The following is a 24624-nucleotide window of genomic DNA, read 5'->3' on the forward strand; positions in this document are numbered from 1 at the left end:
AATGTCACAATACTTATCTCAAGTATTGCCATTTTGGAGGTGTTTTATATTGTCTCACTATTTTAGGTTAGTCCAGAGGCACTTTTGGAACGAATAGACCAAAAAGAGAAGAAAGATGACCTATTCGTACAGATTGATATAACTGGTACATTAGAAGATATAGAAAAACAAGTAATCAAAAAAGTACTAGAAGAAGAAGGGTTGAACCAATCGAAAGCAGCTAAGCGATTAGGGATTAACCGTTCCACATTATGGCGCAAGCTAAAATAAAGCTTGTGCCTTTCTTTTATTTCAATTTGATGTAAAATGCAACATATAATAAAAATAAGAACAAATGTCATGAATTCTATTGCTAAATGCAACATATTGTTTTATGATAAGTGTAAGCGTTTTTAGGTATTTGTTTAAAAATACCGCATGAAAAAGATGCTGAGTAATACAAAAAGAGTAGTTGTACATGTAATGTGACACTTGTTTCGAAACAAATAAAAAAAGCTAAATTATACAAACTAAGTAGTAAAGGGGGCGGGATGTAGGTGAAACTAGCGGTAATCGCAGATGATTTAACGGGTGCAAACGACACTGGAGTTCAATTCGCAAAACAGGGTTTAAACACAACAGTGCTATTTTCATATACACAATTACAACCGTCACATCTTACTGAAGATGTCATTGTTTTAAATTCAGATAGTCGAGCAATAGAGGCTGGTAAGTCCTATGACATCGTTTATGATCTAACGGCACAATTGAAGCAATTAGGTGTTTCTAATGTTTTTAAGAAGATAGATTCAACGATGAGGGGAAACATTGGTCCGGAAATTGATGCAGTAATGGATGCTTTTAATTATAAGGTTTCATTTGTAATACCAGCTTTTCCAAAAAGTAATCGAACTACTATTAATGGTGAACATTTCGTAAATGGAGTTTTATTAGAGAAAGCTGAAATGGCAAAAGACCCTGCCAGCCCGGTAAATGAAAGTTATCTGCCTAAATTGGTACAGAAACAAAGTAAGAGGGATGTTGAGTTAATTACCATCTCTCATGTTAGAAAAGGAATCGACCACTTATCTAACATAATGAAGGAATTTTCCTTGAGTGATACGTCGAAAATCATCATTGTCGATGCGACGACTGATGACGAGTTAGAAATCATCGTTAAATCAGCACAAGTCTTACAAGAGAAATATCTCTGGGTGGGTTCCGCAGGAATCGCATCGCACATCTTTAATGAAGAGATTCAGGAAGAGGTTATTAATACCAATAAAGTGCGTGATCGAGATCCTGTATTAGTGGTTGCGGGCAGTGTAAATTCAATCACTCATCAACAAATTCAGGTCCTTAAAGAAAAAAATAATGTAGCAGAAATTGTTATTTCTCCTGAAGAATTCTTTTTTGAGGATAGGAGAAAACTTGAGATTGATCGTATTGTTAAAGCAAGTAAAACATTGCTAGATAAAGGCGACTTAGTAGTAACCACGAATAGAGACCAAGAAGTGATAGGGAAAGTAAAGAACTTACAACGTGAACTTGGTTTATCAAATTTCGATGTTGGAAACACAATAGCCAATTCAATGGGAGAAATTGCTGGTCAATTAATCGAAAGTAAGAAAATTTGTGGTGCCGTTTTAACAGGTGGAGATATTGCAGGTGCTACTTGTAAAGTGTTACAAGGTGAAGGGATTCGTGTCATTGGCGAAGTAGAGCCAGGTATTCCGTATGGGAAACTCTTTGGAGGATTATATGATGGCATTCCACTTGTCACCAAGGCAGGCGCGTTTGGAACCGACCAAGCACTTTCAAAGGCACTTCAAAAGGTTACTGAACTCAATACACGTACTCAATGAGTACTAATATAGAAATTATAACTGACATTTTGCTTGTTCAAATAAGAGATATTTACAGGAGGAATTATATATGACTAGCTATAAACCAAGTATCGCGATTACAATGGGAGACCCTTCTGGTGTCGGACCTGAAATTATCGTAAAATCTTTGAATGACAAAAATATTTACGATAACTGCAGTCCATTTGTTGTAGGTGACTTGAAAATTTTAAAAAGAGCTTTAAACGTAACAAATATCAATCTTGAATTAAATAGCATTACCAATCCAGAAGAAGCAAAGTCACAATATGGTACGATCGATATTATCGACCTTGATTTAGTTTCTGAAGATCTACCATGGGGACAAGTTTCGCCAGAAGCTGGAAATGCGGCTTTCCGTTATTTAGAAAGAGCTATTCAATACGCAAATGAAGGCAAAATTCAAGGGATTTGTACAGCACCTTTAAATAAAGAAGCACTTCATAAAGCAGGGCATATTTACCCGGGCCATACAGAGATTTTAGCAGAATTAACAAATACAAAGGATTTTGCTATGATGCTCTCTGCACCAGCGTTAAGAGTCATTCATGTAACAACACACATTGGACTTCTTGATGCAATTCATAGGATAAATGCAGAACGTCAATATACGGTTATCAAACTTGCACATGAAACATTACAAAAGGCAGGAATTGAATCTCCTCGAATCGCTGTTTGTGGAATTAACCCACATGCAGGTGAAAATGGACTATTTGGTCATGGTGAGGAAGAAGAAAAGATTGTTCCAGCTATTGAAAAAGCGCAAGCAGAAGGAATAAATGTTCAAGGTCCACTTCCAGCGGATACATTATTCTTTAGAGCAAGACGTGGAGACTTTGATATTGTTGTTGCACAATATCACGATCAAGGTCATGGTCCAATTAAAGTGTTAGGTCTAGAGGCTGGAGTAAATATTACAGTAGGTCTTCCAACCATTCGTACAAGCGTTGACCATGGAACTGCTTTTGATATTGCTGGTAAAAATATTGCGGACGAGCAATCATTAAAAGAAGCGCTACGTATGGCAGTTGAATTAGCTCCAAAGAAAAAAGCGTAATATGAGAATATCAAGCAAGAGGTCAAATACAGATCTCTTGCTGACTTTGTATACAAACCATTTTTTATCAACAAGTAGCATTTCTGTAAAAGGAGACAAGAATGATGACTTTACCAAAGGTTGCAAAGATACGTCAGAAATTCCAAACTGAAAGTGTAAATGATATCCCAGGAGCAATTGTTGAGCAATTTCTTCATGTACATGCGGATGAAAAAATTAAACCGGGTATGGAAATTGCGATTACCGTGGGAAGTAGAGGTATCGCCAATATTCCTTTAATCGTTAAAAGTGTGGCAGATGAAATTAAAAAAAGAGGGGCGTCTCCATTTATCATTCCAGCGATGGGAAGTCACGGTGGAGCTACTGCGGAAGGACAAATTGAGGTTCTTGAGGGACTAGGTGTCACTGAGGAATCAACAGGATGTGAAATACGTTCATCCATGGATGTGGTTGAAGTGGGCAAAACTTCTGACGGAATCCCTGTTTACATTGATAAGAACGCGTATCAGGCAGATGGCATTATCGTTATGGGGCGTGTTAAGCCTCATACGGATTTTAAAAACAAAGTTGAGAGTGGCGTATTGAAAATGGCGTCAATTGGAATGGGGAAACATAAACAAGCCTTAGCTTTACATACACATGGTATTAAAGGAATTAGCGAAATGATGCCTGAGGTCGGCAAAGTGGCTATCGCTAATTCAAATACTTTATTTGGTATAGCTATTGTTGAAAACGCTCATGAAGAAATAGCTATCATCGAGGCTATCGAAAAAGATCGAGTAGAAGAGCGTGAAAGAGAATTATTGAAAGAGGCATTTGCATTGATGCCTAGTCTTCCAGTCGAAAATATGGATATTTTAGTCGTTGACGAGATTGGGAAAAACTATAGTGGGACTGGAATGGATACTAATATTATTGGGCGTATCCGGGTGCTTGGAGTTGAAGAACCACAAAAGCCGAGCATTAAATATGTCATTGCTTCAAATTTAAGTGAGGCGAGCCATGGAAATGCGTTGGGAATTGGCTTAGCTGACTTAACTACAAAGCGCCTATTTGAAAAAATTGATTATCAAGCAATGAATGAAAATGTAATTACAAGTACGTTTTTAGCTCGAGCAAGTATTCCCATTATTCTTGAAAATGACCAAGAAGCTCTTAAAGCAGCACTCCGCGCGAATTGGGGTGTATCACCGGAAAAGGCTAGAATTGCAAGGATTCCAAATACACTTCATATCGGAGAATTATATGTATCCGAAGCTATTTTTAATGAATTAAAAGATAAAGAAAACATTGAAGTATTAGAGAACCTACATGAAATGAAGTTTGACGATAACGGTTATTTCTTACCTATGTAATGTCCCTTTTAGAATTGAAACTATAAATACAGAAAAAAACAAACAGCTCCAATTAGAGGGGCTGTTTGTTTTTATCGATATAAATAACCTCTTTATTATGCATTCGAACTCTGATTAGTTTACCACCAAGTTCATTCAACGCAATTGCGGCTAATATAATGGCTGTTCCAACCCATTGATTTGGTGTTACCGTTTCGGACAAAATGATACTAGCTGATAGGATGGCAATGGGTAATTCGATGGATGTTAGGATATTTGCAATTCCGCCAGAGACCAATGGTGCTCCCACCGCAAAGAATAGTGGAGGAAAGACGGCGCCAAATAATGACACACCAATGGCTGTTGCTATTAAGCTTGTCTCTAATGGAAAAACGGATGGAATGTCACGCATGAATATGATCAGTATCAAAATGGTTGACCCAGTTGCCATTAATGAAGTACGAGCCAATGGGTCTACATCTACTGCGACTTTTCCACTGAAAAAAATAAATCCTGCATACGTAAATGCAGATAAAATACCAAAAAGCAAACCTTTAAGAGGTAGTCCTTGGATGTCCCCATTTATTATATTGGAAGCAAAAAAGACGCCGATTAATATTAAAAGGATGGACAAAACAGTGATAGGAGCGGGTTTCACTTTGCTGAAAATCCATTCTAAAAGAATTCCAATCCAAACGAATTGAAACATTAAAATAATGGCCAATGAAGCAGGTAGATATTGCATTGCCCCATAATAAAAAATACTAGTTAATCCGGTAAAACATCCAGTTATCATGATTAAAGGAAGATTGTTCTTCGTAAGTCCTTTAAAGCTAGGTCGTTTAATTAGAGTGATAGTCCATAATAAAAACGAGGAAATCAGCATTTGAACAATATTGATTTGGCCTAGCGAATAGCCGTAGCTAAACCCTAATTTCGCAAAAACGGGTGTAAAGCCATAACATCCAGCACCCAATAATACAAACAATATGCCCTTATTTACTTTCATTATGAAACCTCCATGAAGCTAAATACTATTAAACTATTGTATCATAAAAGGGGAAACTAGATGCCTAATGGAGGCTTCCATTATCTTGATAAAAAGATAGGGTTCGTTTGGTGAATTATAAAATGCGGGGAATAAATATGTCAATTTTATGACAAAACCATGATTCACCATGGATAAAGAAAAAACGATAGTAAAATAGGCTAGAAACAAGGTATATATTAAACTACCGTATGGGTAAGAGAGAAAGTTAGGGGAAAAATTGAGAACACATAATAGATTTTTTTTACTTTTTAGTATGTTACTTATGATTAGTTTAGCTGGTTGTGGTAAGGAAGATATTGTTACAAATGTGGGAAAACTAGACTTTGATCAGCCATTAAAACTTCCACCGCTTATTGAGCCTACAATAGAATCCGATGGTACAAAAAACTTTACATTGACCATGCAATCGGGAGAGACAGAATTGTTGCCAGGTAAGATTGCGGATACTTGGGGGATTAATGGTGCCTATTTAGGTCCAACGATTAGAGTTTCTCGTGGGGACAAGGTTTCTTTTAATGTTGTAAATAGTTTGAACGAGCCATCAACTCTACACTGGCATGGAATGAGATTGCCAGCCAAAATGGACGGAGGTCCACACCAAATGGTTGATGCTGGGGAAACTTGGACTCCCCATTGGACGATTGATCAACCATCTGCTACCACGTGGTACCATCCTCACTTACATGGGAAGACAGCCCAGCATGTATATAAAGGACTTGCAGGCATGTTCATCATCGATGATGAGGATTCAAAAAAACTCCCTTCGGAATATGGAGTAGATGATATTCCACTCATTATCCAAGATAAGTTGTTTACGAATGAGGGACAATTAACTGAGGACGAAGAGGGAGTATTTGGCACCCTTGGTGATGAAATACTTGTGAATGGAACGTATGACCCCTATCTTGAAGTTAAAACGAGTCAGGTTCGTTTTCGATTGCTCAATGGTTCGAATGCAAGAGCCTATAATTTTGGCTTTAGCGATGGGAGAGCTTTCAAACTTGTAGGGAACGATGCTGGCCTCTTAGAAGAGCCAGTGACCCTGGAGCGATTTATGTTAAGTCCTGGTGAACGTGCAGAAATCGTTGTAGAATTTGAGCCGGGTGAGGAGACGGTTCTCCATAGTTTTAGTGGGAATACTGGTTTAGATAATGGTGAATTTGATTTGGTAAAGATAGTAGCAGCCTCTGAATTAGAAGAGTCAGCTCCAGTTACTGGGCAACTTTCAAGCGTACCACCAATAGAGGCACCAAAAGATGCTAGAGTTCGTCAGTTCAAACTTACAATGGAGAATAAGATTAATGACAAGTTAATGGATATGTATCGTATTGACGAGGTTGTTCCAGCAGGAGCAACAGAAATATGGGAGATCAACAACTTTGGATGGTCGCATAATTTTCATATTCATAATGCTGCATTTCGAGTCCTAGACATCAATGATAAGCCACCTTCAGAGTATGAGCGAGGAAGAAAAGATACTGTTTTTATCCCTAATGGTTCAAAGGTGAGAATTGTTGTGGAATTTGGTAAACACGCTGACCCAAATTTCCCGTTCATGTATCACTGCCATTTATTGCGACATGAAGATGACGGCATGATGGGGCAATTCTTATTAGTCGAACCCGGTACTGAATCGGAGGTGCCAACAACGCTTCCTAATAATGGTACGAGTGGAGAACATCAGGGTCATCATTAAAGATATAGAAAAACATAATTGTTTTTTAAGGATATAATCAAGATAAGTAATTTCAAATAATAAACCTTAATAGGAGGAAAAAATGAGTAATTTGCCTAATTGTCCAAAATGTAATTCAGAGTATACGTATGAGGATGGAGCGTTACTAGTATGCCCAGAATGTGCTTATGAATGGCCATTGAATCAAGAAGAGGATAACAATGAAGGTGAAAGAGTCATCAAAGATGCAAACGGGAATGTATTGGTGGATGGAGATACTGTTACCGTTATTAAAGATTTGAAGGTAAAAGGGAGCTCTTCTGTACTAAAACAGGGGACAAAAGTAAAAAACATTCGCTTAGTCGAAGGAGACCATGATATTGATTGCAAAATTGATGGATTTGGTGCGATGAAATTAAAGTCAGAATTTGTTAAGAAGATATAAAGTAAAAAAGTCGCTATTAACCAGTTAGGTTAATAGCGACTTTTACTATTGAAAAGGATTACTGGTGAACAAGGGTCTTTTGACCAGAATCATCAGTAGTTGTATCCCAATTGTTTCGGATTAGGTAGTCAAATGCACTTAATGATGCAGTTGCACCTGAGCCCATTGAAATGATGATTTGCTTATAAGGGCTGTTTGTACAGTCACCAGCAGCAAAGACACCAGGGATATTTGTTGCACCGTGGTTATCAACAACAATCTCACCCATTCGGTTACGTTCGATTGTGTCACCAAGCCAATCAGTGTTTGGTACAAGACCAATTTGAACAAATACACCTTGTAATTCAATATGCTTTTCTTCACCAGATTCACGGTCAACATAAGTAAGACCATTTACTTTGTCAGTACCCGTAATTTCTTTAGTTTGTGCGTTCTTGATAACCGTTACGTTTGGAAGACTGAAAAGACGATCTTGAAGCACGGTGTCGGCTTTGAGTTCAGAATTAAATTCAACAACTGTTACATGCTTAACAATACCAGCAAGATCAATTGCAGCTTCAACTCCAGAGTTACCGCCACCAATAACGGCTACGTCTTTGCCGGCAAATAATGGACCATCACAATGTGGACAGTATGCTACACCTTTGTTTTTGAACTCAGCTTCCCCTGGTACATTAACATTACGCCAACGAGCACCAGTTGAAAGAATAACGGTTTTACTTTTTAAAACAGCACCGTTTTCCAATTCAATCTCAACTAAGTCTTTCTTTTCAATGCGTTTCGCACGCTGTAGGTTCATTATATCAACATTATATTCTTTTACATGTTCTTCGAGACTTGCTGCAAGCTTAGGGCCTTCTGTGTACTTAACACTAATAAAGTTCTCAATGCCAAGTGTATCCATAATTTGTCCGCCAAAGCGTTCAGCAACAATACCTGTGCGAATACCTTTACGCGCTGCATATACAGCTGCACTGCTACCTGCTGGCCCGCCACCAATAACAAGAACATCAAACGAATCTTTATTAGCAAATTCTGATGCATCAGGTGCGCTTCCAACTTTTGAAAGAATTTCTTCTAATGACATACGTCCATTACCAAATACTTCTCCATTGAGGAAAGCAGTTGGAACAGCCATGATATCCTTACTTTCAACTTCTTCCTTAAAGGCAGCACCATCAATCATTGTATGTGTGATGCCAGGGTTGAGAACACTCATCACGTTAAGAGCTTGTACAACATCAGGGCAGTTGTGGCAACTTAAGCTTACGTAAGTTTCAAAGTGGTATTCACCTTTAATTGCTTTTATTTGGTCAATTAGCTTCTGATCAACCTTCGGAGCTCTTCCGCTTACTTGTAAAAGAGCCAACACAAATGAAGTAAATTCATGTCCAAGAGGGATTCCAGCGAATGTTATACCAGAATCCTCGCCGATACGATTGATGCTAAAGCTAGGTGTTCTTTCTAACTGAACATACTCAACCTTAATTTTAGAAGACATCTCTGCCAACTCATCAACAAGAGCCTGCATATCTTTTGAGACATTATCAGATCCCACGCTTACTTTGAGTAGGACGTCACTTTCTAAAAGTTGAAGATATTGAGATAATTGTTGCTTTATATCAGCATCTAGTATCATTTAAAGCACTCCTTAGATTTTTCCTACTAGGTCTAGGCTTGGCTTAAGTGTTGCTTCTCCTTCTTTCCACTTAGCAGGGCAAACCTCACCAGGGTTGTTACGTACATATTGTGCAGCTTTAATTTTATTAATAAGTGTGCTTGCATCACGGCCAATACCGTCTGCATTGATTTCAACAGCTTGGATTACACCATCTGGATCAATGATGAAAGTACCACGGTCAGCTTGTCCAAGTTCTTCAACTAATACATCAAATTGACGAGAAAGTACGTGAGCAGGGTCACCGATCATTGTATAAGTAATTTTACCAATTGCTTCAGAAGAATCATGCCATGCTTTGTGAGTGAAATGAGAATCTCTAGAAGCAGAGAATACTTCAACACCAAGATCTTGTAATGCTGGGTATTGCTCTTGTAAGTCTTCTAATTCAGTAGGACATACGAAAGTGAAGTCAGCAGGGTAGAAGCAAACAATACTCCAATGACCTTTTAAATCTTCCTCTGTAACCTCGATGAAATCACCATTTCTATAAGCTTGTAATGTGAATGGTTCTACTTGTTTTCCAATAAGTGACATAATAAATTCCTCCAATTAATTATATTTAATATAGATTATTAGCATTATTGACTAATAAATCTATAATTAATACTTGTTTATAATAATTATTATATAGATGTTATTATTTATGTCAATTAAAATGCTATGAAAATTATATTCAAATATCAATTATTAGATTTTGTATTAGAAGGTACCTTTATAAATGGTAATTCTTGATTAATGCTGACTTCCATTGACACAAATGTAAATTTGATTCATAATATTCCTAATCTATAATTCAAAAGCAATGTACGAACTATTTTAATAATAAGAAGTGATGAAAGGGAACTAGTAAGTAGTCCTCAGGTAAAAGAGAGTAAAATCCATGGGCTGAAAGATTTTATAACCTGCAATGCTATTGAACCTGTCCTTTGAACTGTTAGGAAAACCTAACCGTTGCCTGCGTTAAAGGTTTTGAGTGGATACTAGAGCGTTTCTTAGTATCAATAAAGGTGGTACCACGAAAGACATGGTCTTTTCGTCCTTTTTTATAGGGATGGAAGGGCCTTTTTTTATAGAATTTAATGGGTGGTGAATGAAATGAAGAAGAAGCGAATTGTTGTCAAAATAGGGAGCAGTTCTTTAACCAATCAAAATGGCGGACTTAGTAACGATAAGCTTAAAGAACATGTGGATGCGATAGCTCGTTTAAAGGAACTTGGGCATGAAGTCATTCTCATTTCATCTGGGGCTGTTGCAGCTGGATTTATGGATCTTGGCTATTCTTCCCGCCCTAAAACTGTCGCTGGCAAACAAGCAGCTGCAGCGGTGGGGCAAGGCCTTCTTTTAAGGGGGTATACGGAAGAATTTAAAAAGCATGGTATTGTTGCCGCGCAATTACTGTTAACAAGGCAAAATTTTTTATACAAGGATCAATACAACAATGCTAATGCTACTCTATCGGAACTTCTAAAACGAAATGTTGTACCAATTATTAATGAGAATGATTCCGTATCATTAGAAGAATTAAACTTTGGAGATAATGACATGTTATCGGCATTAGTAAGCGGGCTTGTACATGCTAACTTTTTGATTATCATAACAGATGTCAATGGAATCTATGATCAAAATCCACAAACACATCCAAATGCAAAGAGGTACAATTTCCTCAATGAGATTAATGACGAATTAGTAAGGGGAGCTTCTGGTTCGGGGTCAAAGGTAGGCACTGGAGGAATGAAGTCAAAAATTGAGGCAGCAAAGACAGCTGTCGGTTTAGGAGTAAAAGTGTTTATTGGATCTGGTTCTGGAGATGAGAAGTTTGTCGATATTCTTGCAGGAAAAGGGGATGGAACATATATTGGAGACTCCTCACGACCTAGTATGAATACATCAAAGCAGTGGCTAGCCTTGCACTCAATTCCAAGCGGGAAAATTGAAGTCGATCAGGGTGCTGCAGCGGCTATACTAAGGCATGGAAAAAGCCTTCTACCTGCAGGTGTCACTAATATTATCGGTAATTTTGACATAAATGATGTTGTTGAGGTTGTAAATCTTAAGGGAGATACAATCGGAAAAGGAAAGGTAAACTTTTCTTCTGACCAATTAGTAGAGATTAAAGGATTATCAAGCACTAAGGCAATGGTTAAGGTAAACAGTGATCAACGTGTTGTCATTCATAGAGATAATTGGGTAAGTCAAAAAGAGAGGAGAGTTACGTATGAGTGAGTTAATTCTAAAAGGGAAAAAGGCAAAAATAGCAGCATCACTTTTAGCAAAGGCAACCACAGAACAAAAGAACAAGGCTCTTTCGACAATTTCTGAGCAACTTATCAAAGAACAAACGTTTATTTTGGAAGAAAACAACAAGGATTTGCAAGCAGGAAAAGAAAAGGGAATGAGTGAGTCTTTACTTGATCGCTTAAAGTTAAATGAACAGCGGATTCAAGATATGGCAGATGCCATTGTTCAATTAACGAAACTAGAGGACCCAATTGGACAATTAATAGAAGAATGGGAGCGTCCAAACGGACTTAAAATTGCTCAAGTTCGAGTTCCTCTAGGGGTCATCGGAATGATATATGAGGCAAGACCAAATGTAACCGTTGATGCATCAAGTTTATGTTTAAAAACGGGAAATGCAGTACTCCTTCGTGGTAGCTCTACAGCAATTCATTCAAATAAAGCCCTTGTGAAGGTTATTCAACATGCACTTGAGTTAATTAATCTACCAGTTGATGGTGTTCAACTATTAGAGGATACTAGCCGAGAAACAGCATCAGAAATGTTCAAGTTAAATGAGTATCTAGATGTGTTGATTCCGCGTGGTGGTGCAAAATTAATTCAGACAGTCGTACAAAATTCGACAGTTCCTGTATTAGAAACAGGAGCAGGAAATTGTCATGTATATATAGATGAAACAGCTGATCCAAACATGGCGATTGAAATTGCGATTAATGCGAAAACACAGCGTCCATCGGTATGTAATGCAATTGAGAATGTTCTTGTCCAAAAGGATTGGGCATCAGAACATTTACAAGAGTTAATAACAGCCTTACAGGAAAAAGATGTTCAAATACATGGAGATGAAAAGGTCCAAAAAGCAGGGAAGGAAATCATTCCTGCGAGCTTGGAAGACTGGGGTACTGAATTTTTAGGGCTAGAAGTCGCTTTAAAAGTGGTGGAGGGTGTAGAAGAGGCGATTACCCATATTAATCAATATGGAACAAAGCATTCCGAAGCCATTATCTCTTCAACCGTTGAAAATGTAGAGAAATTTTTTACAGAAGTGGATGCAGCAGCTGTTTACCATAATGCATCTACCAGATTCACAGATGGATTTGAATTTGGATTTGGTGCAGAAATTGGAATTAGTACTCAAAAACTACATGCACGTGGACCGATGGGGCTACAGGCCTTAACCTCCACAAAATATACAATTCGAGGAAATGGGCAAATTAAGTAAAATTGAATACGAAATATAAGGGATGTTTCCAACAATCTTGGGAACATCCCTTTTTATTTTTTTGCTGTTTACAAAAATGTTTACACGTACACAAAAAGTAAACAAGATGTATACAAACCTGTTTACATGTTTACAAATCTGTATACATCCCGAGATAACAACATGTATACGGGTTTGTATTCGTTGTTTACAGAAATGTATACAAAAACCGACATGTTTACAGAGTGTTTACAGGTTTACAGTTTTGTTTCTTTTTGCTGAGAGTCATTGTGGAATCTAGTAATCTCTTATACCCTTTTATTAAGTGAATAAGTTCAACAGACCTACATAGCAACAAATCTAACTAAATTGAAAAGGGATGATGTTTGAATGACTATGTCCAGAATTGCAGCAGTTGATGTTGGAAATGATTCTATTAAGGCAATCTTCGGAGAACTAGAGTATGAATTAAATATTCCTAATATTATTGCAAGAGACACCGAGGACCGTCCGGTAATTGGTATAGAAGAATTAAATAGTAAGGATCCGTTGGAAGGAATTCATATTAAGGTTCACTCCCCTGCCCTAAAAGAGAATAATGTCATTTATCGTGTAGGGCACTTGGCAACCAAGAGTAACAGTGCATCAGAATTAGACCCGGGGAGCAGCAAATCAGAAGAGGATCAGACATTGATTATGCTTTTTGCTACATTGGCATTGGATGCAGTACGTGAGGGAAACACAACTTCCTTTCCGAGGTCAAAAAATGTAATTGATGCAAATTACACATTAGGAACAGGATTGCCACTTCGAGAAGTAAAAGAAGGAAAAGATGCTGGATATCGATCAAAGTTAACAGGATCAGTTCATCAAGTCGAATTTCTTGTAACACCGAGATATCAAGGATTAAAGGTCAACATTAAATTCAATGAAGTGAAAATCTATCCAGAAGGTTTTGCGGCTTATATTAATCTTGTAATGGATAATAATTTGAAAGTAATCAATAAGGATCTAATTGATAAGCAGATTTTAATTCAAGATATTGGTGGTCTTTCCACGGATATTGCGGTGATTCGTAACCGAACTGTTGATGATGATAAGGCCCAAGGCTTTAATCTCGGGGTATCCGAATCATTGGAAGCCATTAGAGAAGAAATTCGCTCTAAGCACGGAATAGAGTTAGATAGTCGCCGAGATGTAGTAGATATTATTACGAGAAAAAATAACCGAAATCATATTATGGTAAAAGGAAGTCGGACAAGCGTTCATGATATTACAGATCGAATCTTGCTTGAATTGGCGAAAAAGCAATATCGATTACTACGCAATGTTTGGCTGAAAAACTCTCAAACGGAAATCTGCTATTTCGTCGGTGGTGGATCAAATGTGCTTAAAGATTATATTAAAACATTAAATAACAACCTTGATGGTTATAATATTGAATTCTTTGAAGATGAAAAAGAGAGCATTTGGATGATGGCAAATGCCTATTATAAGCTTATTACTGACTTTATAAGAAAAAATGAGAAGCAAAAGGTACCACAAGAGCCAGTAAAAAAATAAGAATTTAAAAAATAAGGGTTCAAAAATGAGGACAAAAAGGACCAAGAAGTTCAAGGCGGTGCAGCTTTGAGTACCGGAGCGAGGCAACTGCTTGAGTTAGCCTCCATGCAGCCTTGCGCTGAGGAATTGACTTCGAGAATAAGCTAGTAGACGCAAGCGCATAACCAAGTGATTCACGATGTACTTGGTGCAGTGCGCAGAAATTCGAAGTGTCATTTTTATCCGACTTTTTTGAACATCTTCAAAAAAATAAGATAAGGTGATCCTATGAAAACAACCTCACCTGAGGTAAAGAGGGGCCAAGCGATTTCGTTTCGAGTACCATCTGATACACCTGATCATTTATTAAAGCATCTACAAAAACTGAAGGAAACAGAGCGAAGGAATTTTTCTAGTAAAATAGCTGAGTTTGTCATGCAGGGAGTCGGCCAGACTTATTCAAGGGAGCGGGAAGTCATCACCGTTCCACTCCCTCATAAATTAAGTAAATCACAGCGAAATTGGCTTAAGCATGAGCATTCTGAAGCATTACTAGGAAGTATTATTTACCACCTTTTATCTGACCCAGTTCGTGCGACTGCACTACTAGCTTCGTTAAACAGCAAATCAGTAGATTTAGATGAAGCCTTATATCTTCAAGAGGAATTGTCTGTGGAGCAACATAAGGCTAAGCCAATCACCGAGGAAGGTCATGTACATTCGGTTGACGAAGTCGCTGTAGCTAAGGATGCGACCAACCTTGAGGATGACTTAGATAATTTTAACTGGGAAGCTGCCAAGCAAGATGAACCAAAAGAAGAAGATAATGATGCAGAGAACGCTGATTTAGACAGTCTTTTGGGGGATTTTCTTTCTGCGATGAATAAGTAAAATGAAGGGACAGTACTTGTTACATTATGGTGACGTGGTACTGTCCCTTTTAAATGAAAGAAGAGAAATGTATGATAGTAGAAAGAAAACCATAGGATGAGGATGGAGATCATGGAAACGGAATTGAATATACAAGTAAATTCAAAACTCGCTAATAAGTACAAAGGGGGTTATCCGCTTATTACAAAGCAAGTGATGAATAATACAAGCCATTTAGAAGAGGGAGCCCAAATTAACCTTGTTGACGAAAGACATTCATTTATTGGGAGGGGCTATTATGGCAAGCAAAATAAAGGATATGGCTGGATCCTAACGAGGAACATGGATGAAAAGATTGATCAGTCCTTTTTTGAAAGAAAGATGAAAGCTGCCTTAGACAAAAGAAAGTCATTTTTTAATGACAAGGAAACGAATGCCTTCCGTGTATTTAATGGAGAAGGAGACGGAATTGGGGGCTTCACCATTGATTATTTTGATGGGTATTATTTAATTAATTGGTACAGTAAAGGCATCTATACATATTTCAATCATGTGTTAACCTCACTTAAAAATCTAGTCCAGTATAAAGCAATTTATCAGAAAAAACGATTTCGTGAAGACGGGAAGTTTATTGAAGAAGATGGGTTTGTTGAAGGTGAACGTGGCCAATTTCCGATTATTGTTAAAGAAAATGGGGTTAATTTTGCCGTTTATTTTAATGAAGAAGCCATGGTCGGGGTGTTTCTCGATCAGCGGGATGTAAGAAGAACAATTCGCGATAAGTATGCAAATGGGAAGACTGTATTAAATACCTTTTCATATACAGGGGCCTTTTCTGTGTTTGCAGCAATGGGTGGAGCTGCAAAGACAACGAGTGTGGATTTAGCGAATCGTAGTCTGCCAAAAACGATTGAGCAGTTTAGTGTAAACGGAATTGATTATGAGGCCCATGACATTATTGTTGAAGACGTTTTTCATTATTTTAAGTACGCAGGTAAAAAGAACTTAAAATTTGACGTGGTAATTCTTGATCCGCCTAGTTTTGCAAGGTCGAAGAAAATGACATTTAGTGCTGAAAAGGACTATAAAAATCTATTGAAGGAAGCAATTGTAATTACAGAAAATAATGGAATAATTGTTGCTTCAACAAATAGTGCATCCTTTGATATGAAAAAATTTAAGAGCTTTATTGATGCGGCGTTTAAGGAAAGTAATTGCAAATACAAAATTAAAGAGGAATTCACATTACCTTCAGACTTTCAAACAATTTCGCAATTTAAGGAAGGTAACTATCTAAAAGTAGTATTTATCAAAAAGCTAAATGGCTAGGAAGATGGAGGCGAATGAGATGGATTTCGTAGTAAATAAGGAATGGCTTGTTGAACAACTACATAACAAGGATATAAAGATTGTGGATTGCCGGTTTGCTTTAGGAAATCCAACCCAAGGAGAAAAGCTCTATCAGGAAAGTCATTTACCTGGTGCTTTTTATTTTGATTTAGAAAAGCAGCTATCAGCTCCTGTATCGGAGCATGGGGGAAGGCATCCACTGCCGGATATAGAGCAGTTTAAACGTGGGGTTGAAAAAGCTGGAATCGATCATTCAAAAACAGTAGTTGCTTATGATGGGGGTGAAGGTCAGTTTGCATCTCGTTTTTGGTGGTTACTGACCTATCTTGGACATGAGAAGGTTTATGTATTAAACGAAGGCTTTAAAGGTTGGACTGAAGCAGGTTATCCTACAACAAATGAAATACCAGAACTAGAATCAGCTTCATTTAACATAAATATACGTGAAGACATGTTAGCCTCTTATGAAGAGGTTAAGGAAATCGTTGATCAGAAAATGGATTCTCCCATTTTAATAGATTCGAGAGATGAAAGCCGCTATAAAGGGGAATTTGAGCCTATCGATCGTATTGCAGGACATATTCCCCGCGCAATAAATAGATGTTGGATAGAAGGGATGGAACAAGGGACCTTTAAAGATAGTGAAGAACAGAAAAAGAGATTTGCAGACCTTAAAAAAGACGAACCAATCATTGTTTATTGTGGGTCTGGTGTAACAGCTACTCCTAATTATATTGCTTTGAAAATGGCAGGATTTAAGAATGTCAGACTATATGCAGGTAGTTATAGTGATTGGGTTTCTTATGAAGACAATCCGGTTGCAAAAGGGAATGAGAGATAAGTGCCTTTCTGAAAGGGAGGCTCTTTTTCATTAACATACTGATGACGTTTACCCCCTCAATAAAGTATAATACACTTAAACATTATTTGGACGGTGAGGGTACAGTGAAAAGGATAACCGTGGCAGACTTGGTCCGTAGGTTTTCATTGAAGGTATTGGCTGGTGAAGACCAATTACAGAATACAATTACGCAATCCCGGGTACATCGACCGGGTCTTGAGTTCGTTGGTCACTTTGACTTTTTTCCAACAGAGCGAGTTCAAATTTTAGGAGAAAAGGAAGTCACGTATTTACATAAACTTACAAAAGAGGAACGTAGAATTCGGATTGGAAATATTGTTAAATACCATCCTCCTTGTTTTATCGTAACATGTGGGGAAGAGGGGCTAACCTATTTAAAACAGCATTGTGTGGAACAAGGCATTCCATTGCTGGTTACAAATCAGCCTGAGATTACTTCTGATTATATTGTAAGATTGGACGCCTATTTAATTAAGGAATTAGCGGAAGAAATTGCTGTACACGGTGTTTGTATGAATGTGTCGGGGATTGGTATTCTGATCCGGGGGAATTCTGGTGTAGGAAAAAGTGAGACTGCGCATACCTTGATTCGCAGGGGACATCGGCTCGTAGCAGATGATATCGTCGTCTTAAAAAAGCTAAGTCCACAAACGATTCTAGGTACACATGATGAAAAAACAAAGGAGTTCTTAGCCCTTCGTAGTATCGGGCTTTTAAATGTAGTTCGGATGTATGGAAGAAAAGCATTTCAAGATGAAACCCGCATCTCCCTTGATATTCATTTGACGAAGTGGGAAAAAGATGCTTTGTATAATGATCTAGAACAAGAAATCAACACGATGGAATTTATGGGTGTTAAGATTCCTTCAATTGAGATTCAGCTTCAGCCTGGGCGAGATGTCGCAGGGCTAATTGAAGCAGCCGCAAACAACTGGTATTTAAAACAACAAGGTTACAATGCGGCAGAGGAATTCATGAGTAGGATTGATAATGAGTTGACGACCTCTAATGGCGATAAATAAAGGGGAGGTTCAAAGCTTGAGAACCCCAATTTGAGTTGAACTTGGTTTTCAATTTCTAATGTGCCTTGCCAAGATGGATGAGGTCTTGGCGATGCCCCTGATTAGATATATTATTACGGTTAGGTACCCAGGAATTTACTGCCGGTGCCAAGTGAGGGCATCGCCCATGCCCAGTTACTCTTCTAAGGTAAAAAAAGCCCCTCTACATCTTCTAAGTAAGTAGAGGGTTAATAGGTTAAGCGACGTACTCTTCTTTTTTGATATCTGTTGCTTCTTTTTTTATATAATATTTTCCTTTTGTAGCAATGGCTAAGATTATTGTTAGGATCGATGCAAGGATTGCTGCAAAAAATGCGGCCGTACTTTGTAAGAAGGTTCCCATAAATCCAAGTGCTGCTACAGTACCGAGGGCACTTGAAATTAATAAAGCAGCAACACCGACGGGATTCCATTTATATAAGTTCTCTTGTCTTGCCTCGTAATATCCAGGGCCAATTTTTAATAATTTCTTAACAAAGACAGCATCAGTAACTAAAATAGCTGCCCAAGATAATAAGAAGACTCCTTGGAAGGTCAAGACAGTGCCAAGATGATTGACAATATCGGTGAGCATTAAGAAGATGGCAGATACTCCTGTTACAACTACCCAAAAGCGTCTTCCAGGTTTAAAGTTAAAAATGTTTTCGAAGAAATTTGAAAGAGAAAGTGAACCACTATATATATTTGTGACATTGATTCTCACTTGGGTAATCATCGTAAACAACGCTCCCCACATTCCTAGAAGCATTACGATATACACACCAGGATTTGGTTCACCTAGACGAACACCAAACCAAATACCTAAGCCTCCCATTACACCAAAACAGAAGATCTGCGGGACAAACCCAATTGCAAATACTCCAATTTTCGTGTCCTTAGGTTTAAGGAATCGAGCATAATCGGATGCGAGTAGTGGAGTTAATCCCATAATTCCGTGTTGCATTCCAATACAAAGCAAGAGAGCGGTTCCTCCAACCTGAACATTTTCTGGCATATAGGACCAGAAAGTTCCATCATAAACAGATGGCTTGATTGCTGCCACTACGATTGCTCCAACTAAAAATACACCGAACAATGGCAATGACCATTTTTGTAATTTATCCAACTGCTTAATTCCAAACCAGTTTAGTGGAATGACAATGGTACCGAAGAAAAGAATTAAAGCCCATTCTGGAATAATAGGTAAGAATTCGTGGACTGCGGAAACTAAGATTAAACCTTCAAGTGCACAATACATGATGAAATTTGTGGCATAAATTATGGAGGTTAATGAAGCGCCAATATAGCCGAACCCGCCACCCCTTGATAATAAATTTACGTTCATACCTGACTTTGCAGATAGGTACGCAATGAAAGTTCCAAGAATACCGGCAACGATAATCGCATATATCGCGGAAATGATGGCGTTAATTGCGCCAAATTGAAGTGCCATTACACTTCCCATTTGAAAATAAAAAATAGCCGTTGCAATTCCGAATGTAATATTCGTTATACTTAACCAACTCATGTTTCTTTTGTTAAGAGGTACTCTATCCAAGGAATAGTCATCACTCAACGCTTCGTTGCGATTTTGCTCCGGTTGGATATTAGATCCCATTTTATCAACTCCCTTTTTGTGAATAATTTCACAAAAACATTTCTTGTGAAATAAATATAAGTGCACAGTTCGCTTAACTAGAATAACTATATCACTAAAGATAACGTTGCATCAAACGCGATAAACCAGCATATTCCGTGATAAAACCTATTTACAGCATGTCTAGGTTACATAATCCGGGTTTTTCTTAGGATTATCCACAAATACCGAATAATATATCTGAAATGCTTGGAAATGTGCGTATTATATCATTGGATGGATAGTATAAAAGAATGTGGCATTAAAAGTTCGGGTTTTCGGTATTTTGATCATTTAAAGGGTTACGATTGTAACACTCCGATATATCGATTATAATTATCGATATAATTAAGGAGGCAGCATGCAATGAGGAGAAAAAGAGGGTTTGTTCAAATAGCTATTTTGCATTTGTTAAAGGAAGAACCAATGCATGGCTATCAGATTATGAAGGAATTAGAAGAGCGATCAAATGGTGCTTACTCTGCAAGTGCTGGGACTGTATATCCAGCACTTCAGGAGTTGGAGGACCAGGGCCTGATTGAACGAGATGCTGATACACAAAAAAAGGTTTATTCAATTCATAAAAATGGTCAAAAACGGCTAGATGAAGCAAAGCATGTCGAGGGTGATTTTTGGGTTGAGTGGAAAGAGAGAATGGCCTGGAAGAACTCGGGGGAGTTTATTCAACTAAGGACAGCGATGGAGCGCTGGGAAAAGGAATTTCGACATGCTGTAAAACAAACACGTGGGAATTCCCGAGGGGTACTTGAATTAATTTCGTTCATTGAAGAAATGACTGAACAATTAAAAAAGAATAGTGGGAAGTAAGGGGAAACTTTCATGAAAGCCATGAAAAAACTAGTTAAGTATATAAAGCCATATCTGTTATTTGCCATTTTAGCACCTCTTTTTATGTGTATTGAGGTGGTGATGGATCTTTTACAACCAACAATCATGCAGAAGATGATTGATACAGGAATTGCCAATCAGGATAATGAATATGTCATTAAATTTGGACTCGTTATGCTGCTATGTGCAATCATTGGATTGATAGGTGGAATCGGCTGTATTGTTTTTTCAGCCAAGGCTGCTGTAAATTTTGCAACTGATATTCGCCATGATGTGTTTAAAAAAACAGGCCGATTTTCGAATCAGAATATTGATTCGTTTGGGACTGGAAAATTGATTACGATTACGACAAACGATATTACGACAGTGCAGCAGGCTGTTATTATGATATTACGTATTTTTGTACGAGGCCCACTCTTATTTATTGGTTCGGTCGTGATTGTTTGGTTTACTGCGAGGGAACTGTTTCCCATTTTATTAGTCGCCATCCCGGTTCTAATTGCTTTTATTTATTTCTTTTCTGTAAAATCAGGGAAACTTTTTTCTCAAGTACAGAAGGCAATGGATAAGGTGAATACAAAGTTGCAAGAAACGTTAGCTGGGATTCGGGTCATCAAGGCGTTTGATCGCCAAAATTACGAAAAGGCCCACTTTAAAAAGGTTAATAATTTGTTAACGAATCGTCTGATGACCGCAGAACAGTTTGTTTTAACCCTAATGCCCATTATGATGTTTGTTGTTAATCTTGGAATAATAGCTGGGCTTTGGTTAGGAGTCATCAAGGTAAACGAAGGTACACTTCAGGTGGGGGTTATTTTAGCCTTTCTAAACTATTTAAATATCATGATGAACGGGTTAATTAGTAGCAGTCATGTCTTGATGCAAATTGCACGTTCTTTTCCTTCTGCTGAGAGGATTGTTCATACGCTTGAAACAAAAATTGATATTACAGAGCCGGTTCAGCCTCGCACTATATATGATTTAAAAGGCGAAGTGGAATTTCGGAAGGTAAATTTTAGTTATAGTAAAAACGGAAATAATGTGCTCCAGGATATTTCTTTTAAAGCTAAGGCGGGGCAAACAATCGGCATTATTGGTTCAACAGGAAGCGGAAAGTCGACATTAGTGAAGCTTATTCCGCGTCTATATAACCCTGATTCTGGTGAAATTCTTATCGATGGGGTTAATGTAAAAGATATACCACTTGAAAACTTACGAAATAGTATCGGTTTTGTTCCTCAAAAGGCTACCTTGTTTTCAGGAACGATTGAGGAGAATTTGCGTTTCGGAAAAGAATTAGCATCAGAACGTGAGTTGGATCAAGCTACGGAATCTGCTGCAGCAAGTGAATTTATTATGAGATTAGAAGATAAGTTTTCACACTCATTGTTGCAAGGTGCAACGAATCTATCAGGTGGTCAAAAGCAGCGTTTATCGATGGCGCGAGCTTTTATCCGCAAGCCGAGTATTTTAGTGCTTGATGATTCAACCTCTGCAATTGATGCTTTATCGGAAGGCTTAGTTCAACAGGCATTACGAGAAGATTATGCTGATTCAACCGTGTTCATCATTTCATCAAAGATTTCATCCATTATCGATGCAGATCAAATTCTTGTGATGAACGATGGCGAAATTGAGGCTAGCGGCAGACATGATGAGTTACTCAGAAAGAGTGAAGTGTATCGAAAAATCGTTGCTACACAAACTGGGAGGGAGGTTGAGTTCGGATGAGTAAAGCCACATCACAACCGAATGCTAATATGTTAGCCCGAGCGCGTGGGCCAAGAGGATTTGGGGGACCCGTAGAAAAGGCAAAGGATTGGAAGGGGACGATTCACCGTATCTGGAAGCAGATGGAGAAGCAAAAGATGGCATTAGTTTTTTCAATTATCTTTGTTATCCTATCTACTTTGCTAGGGCTCGCTGGACCATATTTGATCGGTATCATTATTGATGAATATATCATTCCAAAAGACATAACTGGGACAATAAAGTTTTTAGGAATACTTACCGCTATATATGTGGCAACCGCTTTGTTTACATGGCTTCAAACCTTCATGATGGTTCGGGTATCCTTGGAAACCATTCGAAATTTACGTCAAGATTTATTTAATAAGCTCCACACTCTATCCTTAAAATTCTTTGATAAACGTACACACGGAGACTTAATGAGTAGGGTAACAAATGATATTGATACCTTAAATAACGCATTAAGCCAAAGCGTTATTCAAATCTTGTCATCAATTTTAATGATTTCGGGAGTAGCGATTGCAATGTTTTCACTTAATTGGGTGCTCGCTATTGTTACCCTTTTAGTCATCCCGCTGATGATTTTAACAACGAAAAAAATCATTACATATAGCAGTAGCTATTTTATAAAAAGACAACGCGATCTGGGTGAGTTAAATGGTGTAATTGAAGAATCCATCTCTGGAAGTGAGGTCATTAGGCTCTTTGGAAAAGAAGAAAAGATAAACGAGCAATTTTCGGGTATCAATGAGCGGTTGCGCAGATCTGCTATGGCCGCTGACACTGTTTCGGGATTTCTAGGTCCAGTTAATAATTTTATTAATAATCTAGGACTCGGTCTTGTGATTGCGATAGGCGCCGTACTTGCAGTGCATAATCTAGCGACTGTTGGGATTATCGGTGCATTCGTTCTCTATTCTCGTCAATTTTTTAGACCAATCAATCAGCTTTCAAATCTAATCAATATGTTCCAATCAGCTATAGCTGGTGCGGAACGTGTCTTTGAAATTATGGATGAGACTCCGGATATTGTAGATAAAGAGAATGCGATTGTGGTTGATTCCTTGAAGGGTGATGTTGAATTTTCTCATGTGACTTTTGGTTATGAGGATGGTCAGCCAATCTTAAAGAATGTTCATTTTTCTGTCAAAGCGGGTGAGAAAGTCGCGCTTGTTGGCCCGACTGGTTCAGGTAAGACGACCATTATTAATCTATTATCGCGGTTTTATGACGTAACAGCGGGTGAGCTAAAAGTAGATGGTCGAAATATACAGGACTATCAAATAAGCAGTTTACGAAAAAAAATCGGTGTCGTCCTTCAAGATACTTTCTTATTTTCGGGTACGATCATGGAGAATATCAGATACGGGTGTTTGGAAGCAACAGAGGAAGAAGTAATAAATGCAGCAAAAATGGCATCAGCACATCAATTTATTCAACATTTACCTGAAGCTTACCTTACTCAAATTACATCTGGTGGTGAAAATTTAAGCCAGGGGCAGCGTCAATTATTAGCGATTGCAAGGGCGATTTTAGCAGATTCAGATATTCTTATTCTTGATGAGGCAACTTCTAGTATTGATACCAATACTGAAATTGAAATACAAAAGGGCATCAATAAATTAACAGAAGGGCGGACAAGTTTTATGATTGCTCACCGTTTGAAGACCATTGAAAACGCCGATCGCATCCTCGTTATTCATCAAGGAGAAATTATTGAATCAGGCACACATCAAGAGCTTTTAAAGAAAAAAGGCTTCTACTTTGACATGTATGACAGTCAATTTAACCTACAGGAGATATGAGATACTGGTTATAAGGTAGGGTGCAAATTCGAAAACAGCCTAGCAGGTGAAGCTAGGCTGTTTTCTGTGTTTTAAATTAGAGAAAGGTACTTGTTGTAGGACAAGTGGAGGGTAGTGAAACCAGAGTGAGACGGAATCAATGCTTCATTCGGACAAGGAATGAGGAAAAGGGGGAAACAGAGTCAGAAAGCGGTGTTGATTCGGACAGAAGGATAGACAAAGGTGAAGAAATGAGTCGGAAAGAAGGTGTGATTTGGACAAAGAATGCGAAAACGAGATTAGTAGAGTCAGAAAGCGAGCTTGATTCGGACAGAAGGATAGACAAAGGTGAAGAAATGAGTCGGAAAGAAGGTGTGATTTGGACAAAGAATGCGAAA

General features: G+C 38.0%; 20 protein-coding genes, 1 pseudogene and 1 other annotated feature. Of the genes and pseudogenes, 17 read left to right on the top strand and 4 right to left on the bottom strand.

Annotated elements, in window-relative coordinates; genetic code table 11:
* Nucleotides 1–132: 132 nt before the first annotated feature.
* From ACR65M_RS19855 to ACR65M_RS19870, 4 genes and pseudogenes are all read left to right on the top strand, one after another.
* Nucleotides 133–270, top strand: a pseudogene (locus ACR65M_RS19855) (helix-turn-helix domain-containing protein); the annotation flags it as partial.
* Between the two features lie 266 nt (nt 271–536).
* Nucleotides 537–1844 carry a four-carbon acid sugar kinase family protein gene (locus ACR65M_RS19860; RefSeq protein WP_440274178.1) on the top strand — a complete coding sequence of 436 codons (1308 nt, stop codon included), beginning with the start codon at nt 537–539 and terminating at the stop codon, nt 1842–1844.
* Between the two features lie 70 nt (nt 1845–1914).
* The gene (gene pdxA / locus ACR65M_RS19865) at nt 1915–2919 is read left to right on the top strand and encodes a 4-hydroxythreonine-4-phosphate dehydrogenase PdxA (protein ID WP_440274179.1); all 1005 of its coding nucleotides are present in this window, start codon (nt 1915–1917) and stop codon (nt 2917–2919) included.
* Nucleotides 2920–3023: 104 nt separating this feature from the next.
* Nucleotides 3024–4274 carry a nickel pincer cofactor-dependent isomerase, group 22 gene (locus ACR65M_RS19870; RefSeq protein WP_440274180.1) on the top strand — a complete coding sequence of 417 codons (1251 nt, stop codon included), beginning with the start codon at nt 3024–3026 and terminating at the stop codon, nt 4272–4274.
* A 52-nt stretch (nt 4275–4326) separates the two neighbouring features.
* Here the strand turns inward: ACR65M_RS19870 and ACR65M_RS19875 are convergent, their stop codons facing one another.
* The gene (locus ACR65M_RS19875) at nt 4327–5262 is read right to left on the bottom strand and encodes an EamA family transporter (protein ID WP_440274181.1); all 936 of its coding nucleotides are present in this window, start codon (nt 5260–5262) and stop codon (nt 4327–4329) included.
* A gap of 304 nt (nt 5263–5566) precedes the next feature.
* On the opposite strand from ACR65M_RS19875, the gene ACR65M_RS19880 reads away from it, so the two are divergent.
* Both ACR65M_RS19880 and ACR65M_RS19885 read left to right on the top strand, forming a co-directional pair.
* Complete coding sequence (locus ACR65M_RS19880) at nt 5567–7000, top strand: multicopper oxidase family protein (RefSeq protein ID WP_440274182.1); 1434 nt, start codon at nt 5567–5569, stop codon at nt 6998–7000.
* Between the two features lie 82 nt (nt 7001–7082).
* Nucleotides 7083–7424, top strand: coding sequence for a zinc ribbon domain-containing protein YjdM (locus ACR65M_RS19885; protein WP_341333392.1), 342 nt, complete (start codon nt 7083–7085; stop codon nt 7422–7424).
* Between the two features lie 58 nt (nt 7425–7482).
* On the opposite strand, the gene ahpF is transcribed toward ACR65M_RS19885, so the two are convergent.
* Complete coding sequence (gene ahpF, locus ACR65M_RS19890) at nt 7483–9063, bottom strand: alkyl hydroperoxide reductase subunit F (RefSeq protein WP_440274183.1); 1581 nt, start codon at nt 9061–9063, stop codon at nt 7483–7485.
* Between the two features lie 12 nt (nt 9064–9075).
* Complete coding sequence (ahpC, locus tag ACR65M_RS19895) at nt 9076–9639, bottom strand: alkyl hydroperoxide reductase subunit C (RefSeq protein ID WP_099351424.1); 564 nt, start codon at nt 9637–9639, stop codon at nt 9076–9078.
* Nucleotides 9640–9928: 289 nt separating this feature from the next.
* Nucleotides 9929–10149: a binding site (T-box leader), on the top strand.
* Between the two features lie 51 nt (nt 10150–10200).
* On the opposite strand from ahpC, the gene proB reads away from it, so the two are divergent.
* From proB to hprK, 7 genes are all read left to right on the top strand, one after another.
* Nucleotides 10201–11328 carry a glutamate 5-kinase gene (gene proB, locus ACR65M_RS19900; RefSeq protein WP_440274184.1) on the top strand — a complete coding sequence of 376 codons (1128 nt, stop codon included), beginning with the start codon at nt 10201–10203 and terminating at the stop codon, nt 11326–11328.
* On the top strand, nt 11321–12565 hold the full coding sequence (locus ACR65M_RS19905) for a glutamate-5-semialdehyde dehydrogenase (RefSeq protein ID WP_440274185.1): 1245 nt from the start codon (nt 11321–11323) through the stop codon (nt 12563–12565). Before proB ends, ACR65M_RS19905 begins: the two co-directional genes overlap by 8 nt.
* Nucleotides 12566–12934: 369 nt before the next feature.
* Nucleotides 12935–14107 carry an Alp7A family actin-like protein gene (locus tag ACR65M_RS19910; protein ID WP_341333388.1) on the top strand — a complete coding sequence of 391 codons (1173 nt, stop codon included), beginning with the start codon at nt 12935–12937 and terminating at the stop codon, nt 14105–14107.
* A gap of 267 nt (nt 14108–14374) precedes the next feature.
* Nucleotides 14375–14977 carry a hypothetical protein gene (locus ACR65M_RS19915; RefSeq protein ID WP_341333387.1) on the top strand — a complete coding sequence of 201 codons (603 nt, stop codon included), beginning with the start codon at nt 14375–14377 and terminating at the stop codon, nt 14975–14977.
* Between the two features lie 111 nt (nt 14978–15088).
* Nucleotides 15089–16285, top strand: a complete 1197-nt coding sequence (locus ACR65M_RS19920) for a class I SAM-dependent rRNA methyltransferase (RefSeq protein WP_341333386.1) — start codon at nt 15089–15091, stop codon at nt 16283–16285.
* Between the two features lie 19 nt (nt 16286–16304).
* Complete coding sequence (locus ACR65M_RS19925; RefSeq protein WP_341333385.1) at nt 16305–17147, top strand: sulfurtransferase; 843 nt, start codon at nt 16305–16307, stop codon at nt 17145–17147.
* Between the two features lie 104 nt (nt 17148–17251).
* A complete protein-coding gene (gene hprK, locus ACR65M_RS19930; protein WP_341333384.1) occupies nt 17252–18190 on the top strand; it encodes an HPr(Ser) kinase/phosphatase in 939 nt (312 codons plus the stop codon).
* Between the two features lie 235 nt (nt 18191–18425).
* On the opposite strand, the gene ACR65M_RS19935 is transcribed toward hprK, so the two are convergent.
* Nucleotides 18426–19826, bottom strand: coding sequence for a purine-cytosine permease family protein (locus ACR65M_RS19935; protein WP_341333383.1), 1401 nt, complete (start codon nt 19824–19826; stop codon nt 18426–18428).
* Between the two features lie 384 nt (nt 19827–20210).
* On the opposite strand from ACR65M_RS19935, the gene ACR65M_RS19940 reads away from it, so the two are divergent.
* The 4 genes from ACR65M_RS19940 to ACR65M_RS19955 all read left to right on the top strand — a co-directional run.
* Nucleotides 20211–20672 carry a PadR family transcriptional regulator gene (locus tag ACR65M_RS19940; protein ID WP_341333382.1) on the top strand — a complete coding sequence of 154 codons (462 nt, stop codon included), beginning with the start codon at nt 20211–20213 and terminating at the stop codon, nt 20670–20672.
* 12 nt (nt 20673–20684) lie between these two features.
* Entirely contained in the window at nt 20685–22424 is a 1740-nt protein-coding gene (locus ACR65M_RS19945) for an ABC transporter ATP-binding protein (protein ID WP_341333381.1), read from the top strand.
* A 29-nt stretch (nt 22425–22453) separates the two neighbouring features.
* Nucleotides 22454–24247: an ABC transporter ATP-binding protein gene (locus ACR65M_RS19950; protein WP_341333603.1), complete on the top strand. Its 1794-nt coding sequence runs from the start codon at nt 22454–22456 to the stop codon at nt 24245–24247.
* A 125-nt stretch (nt 24248–24372) separates the two neighbouring features.
* Nucleotides 24373–24624, top strand: a 252-nt coding sequence (locus ACR65M_RS19955; RefSeq protein ID WP_440274186.1) for a hypothetical protein, incomplete at its 3' end; no start/stop codon positions are given.

The sequence above is a fragment of the Ferdinandcohnia sp. SAFN-114 genome (assembly GCF_059415045.1).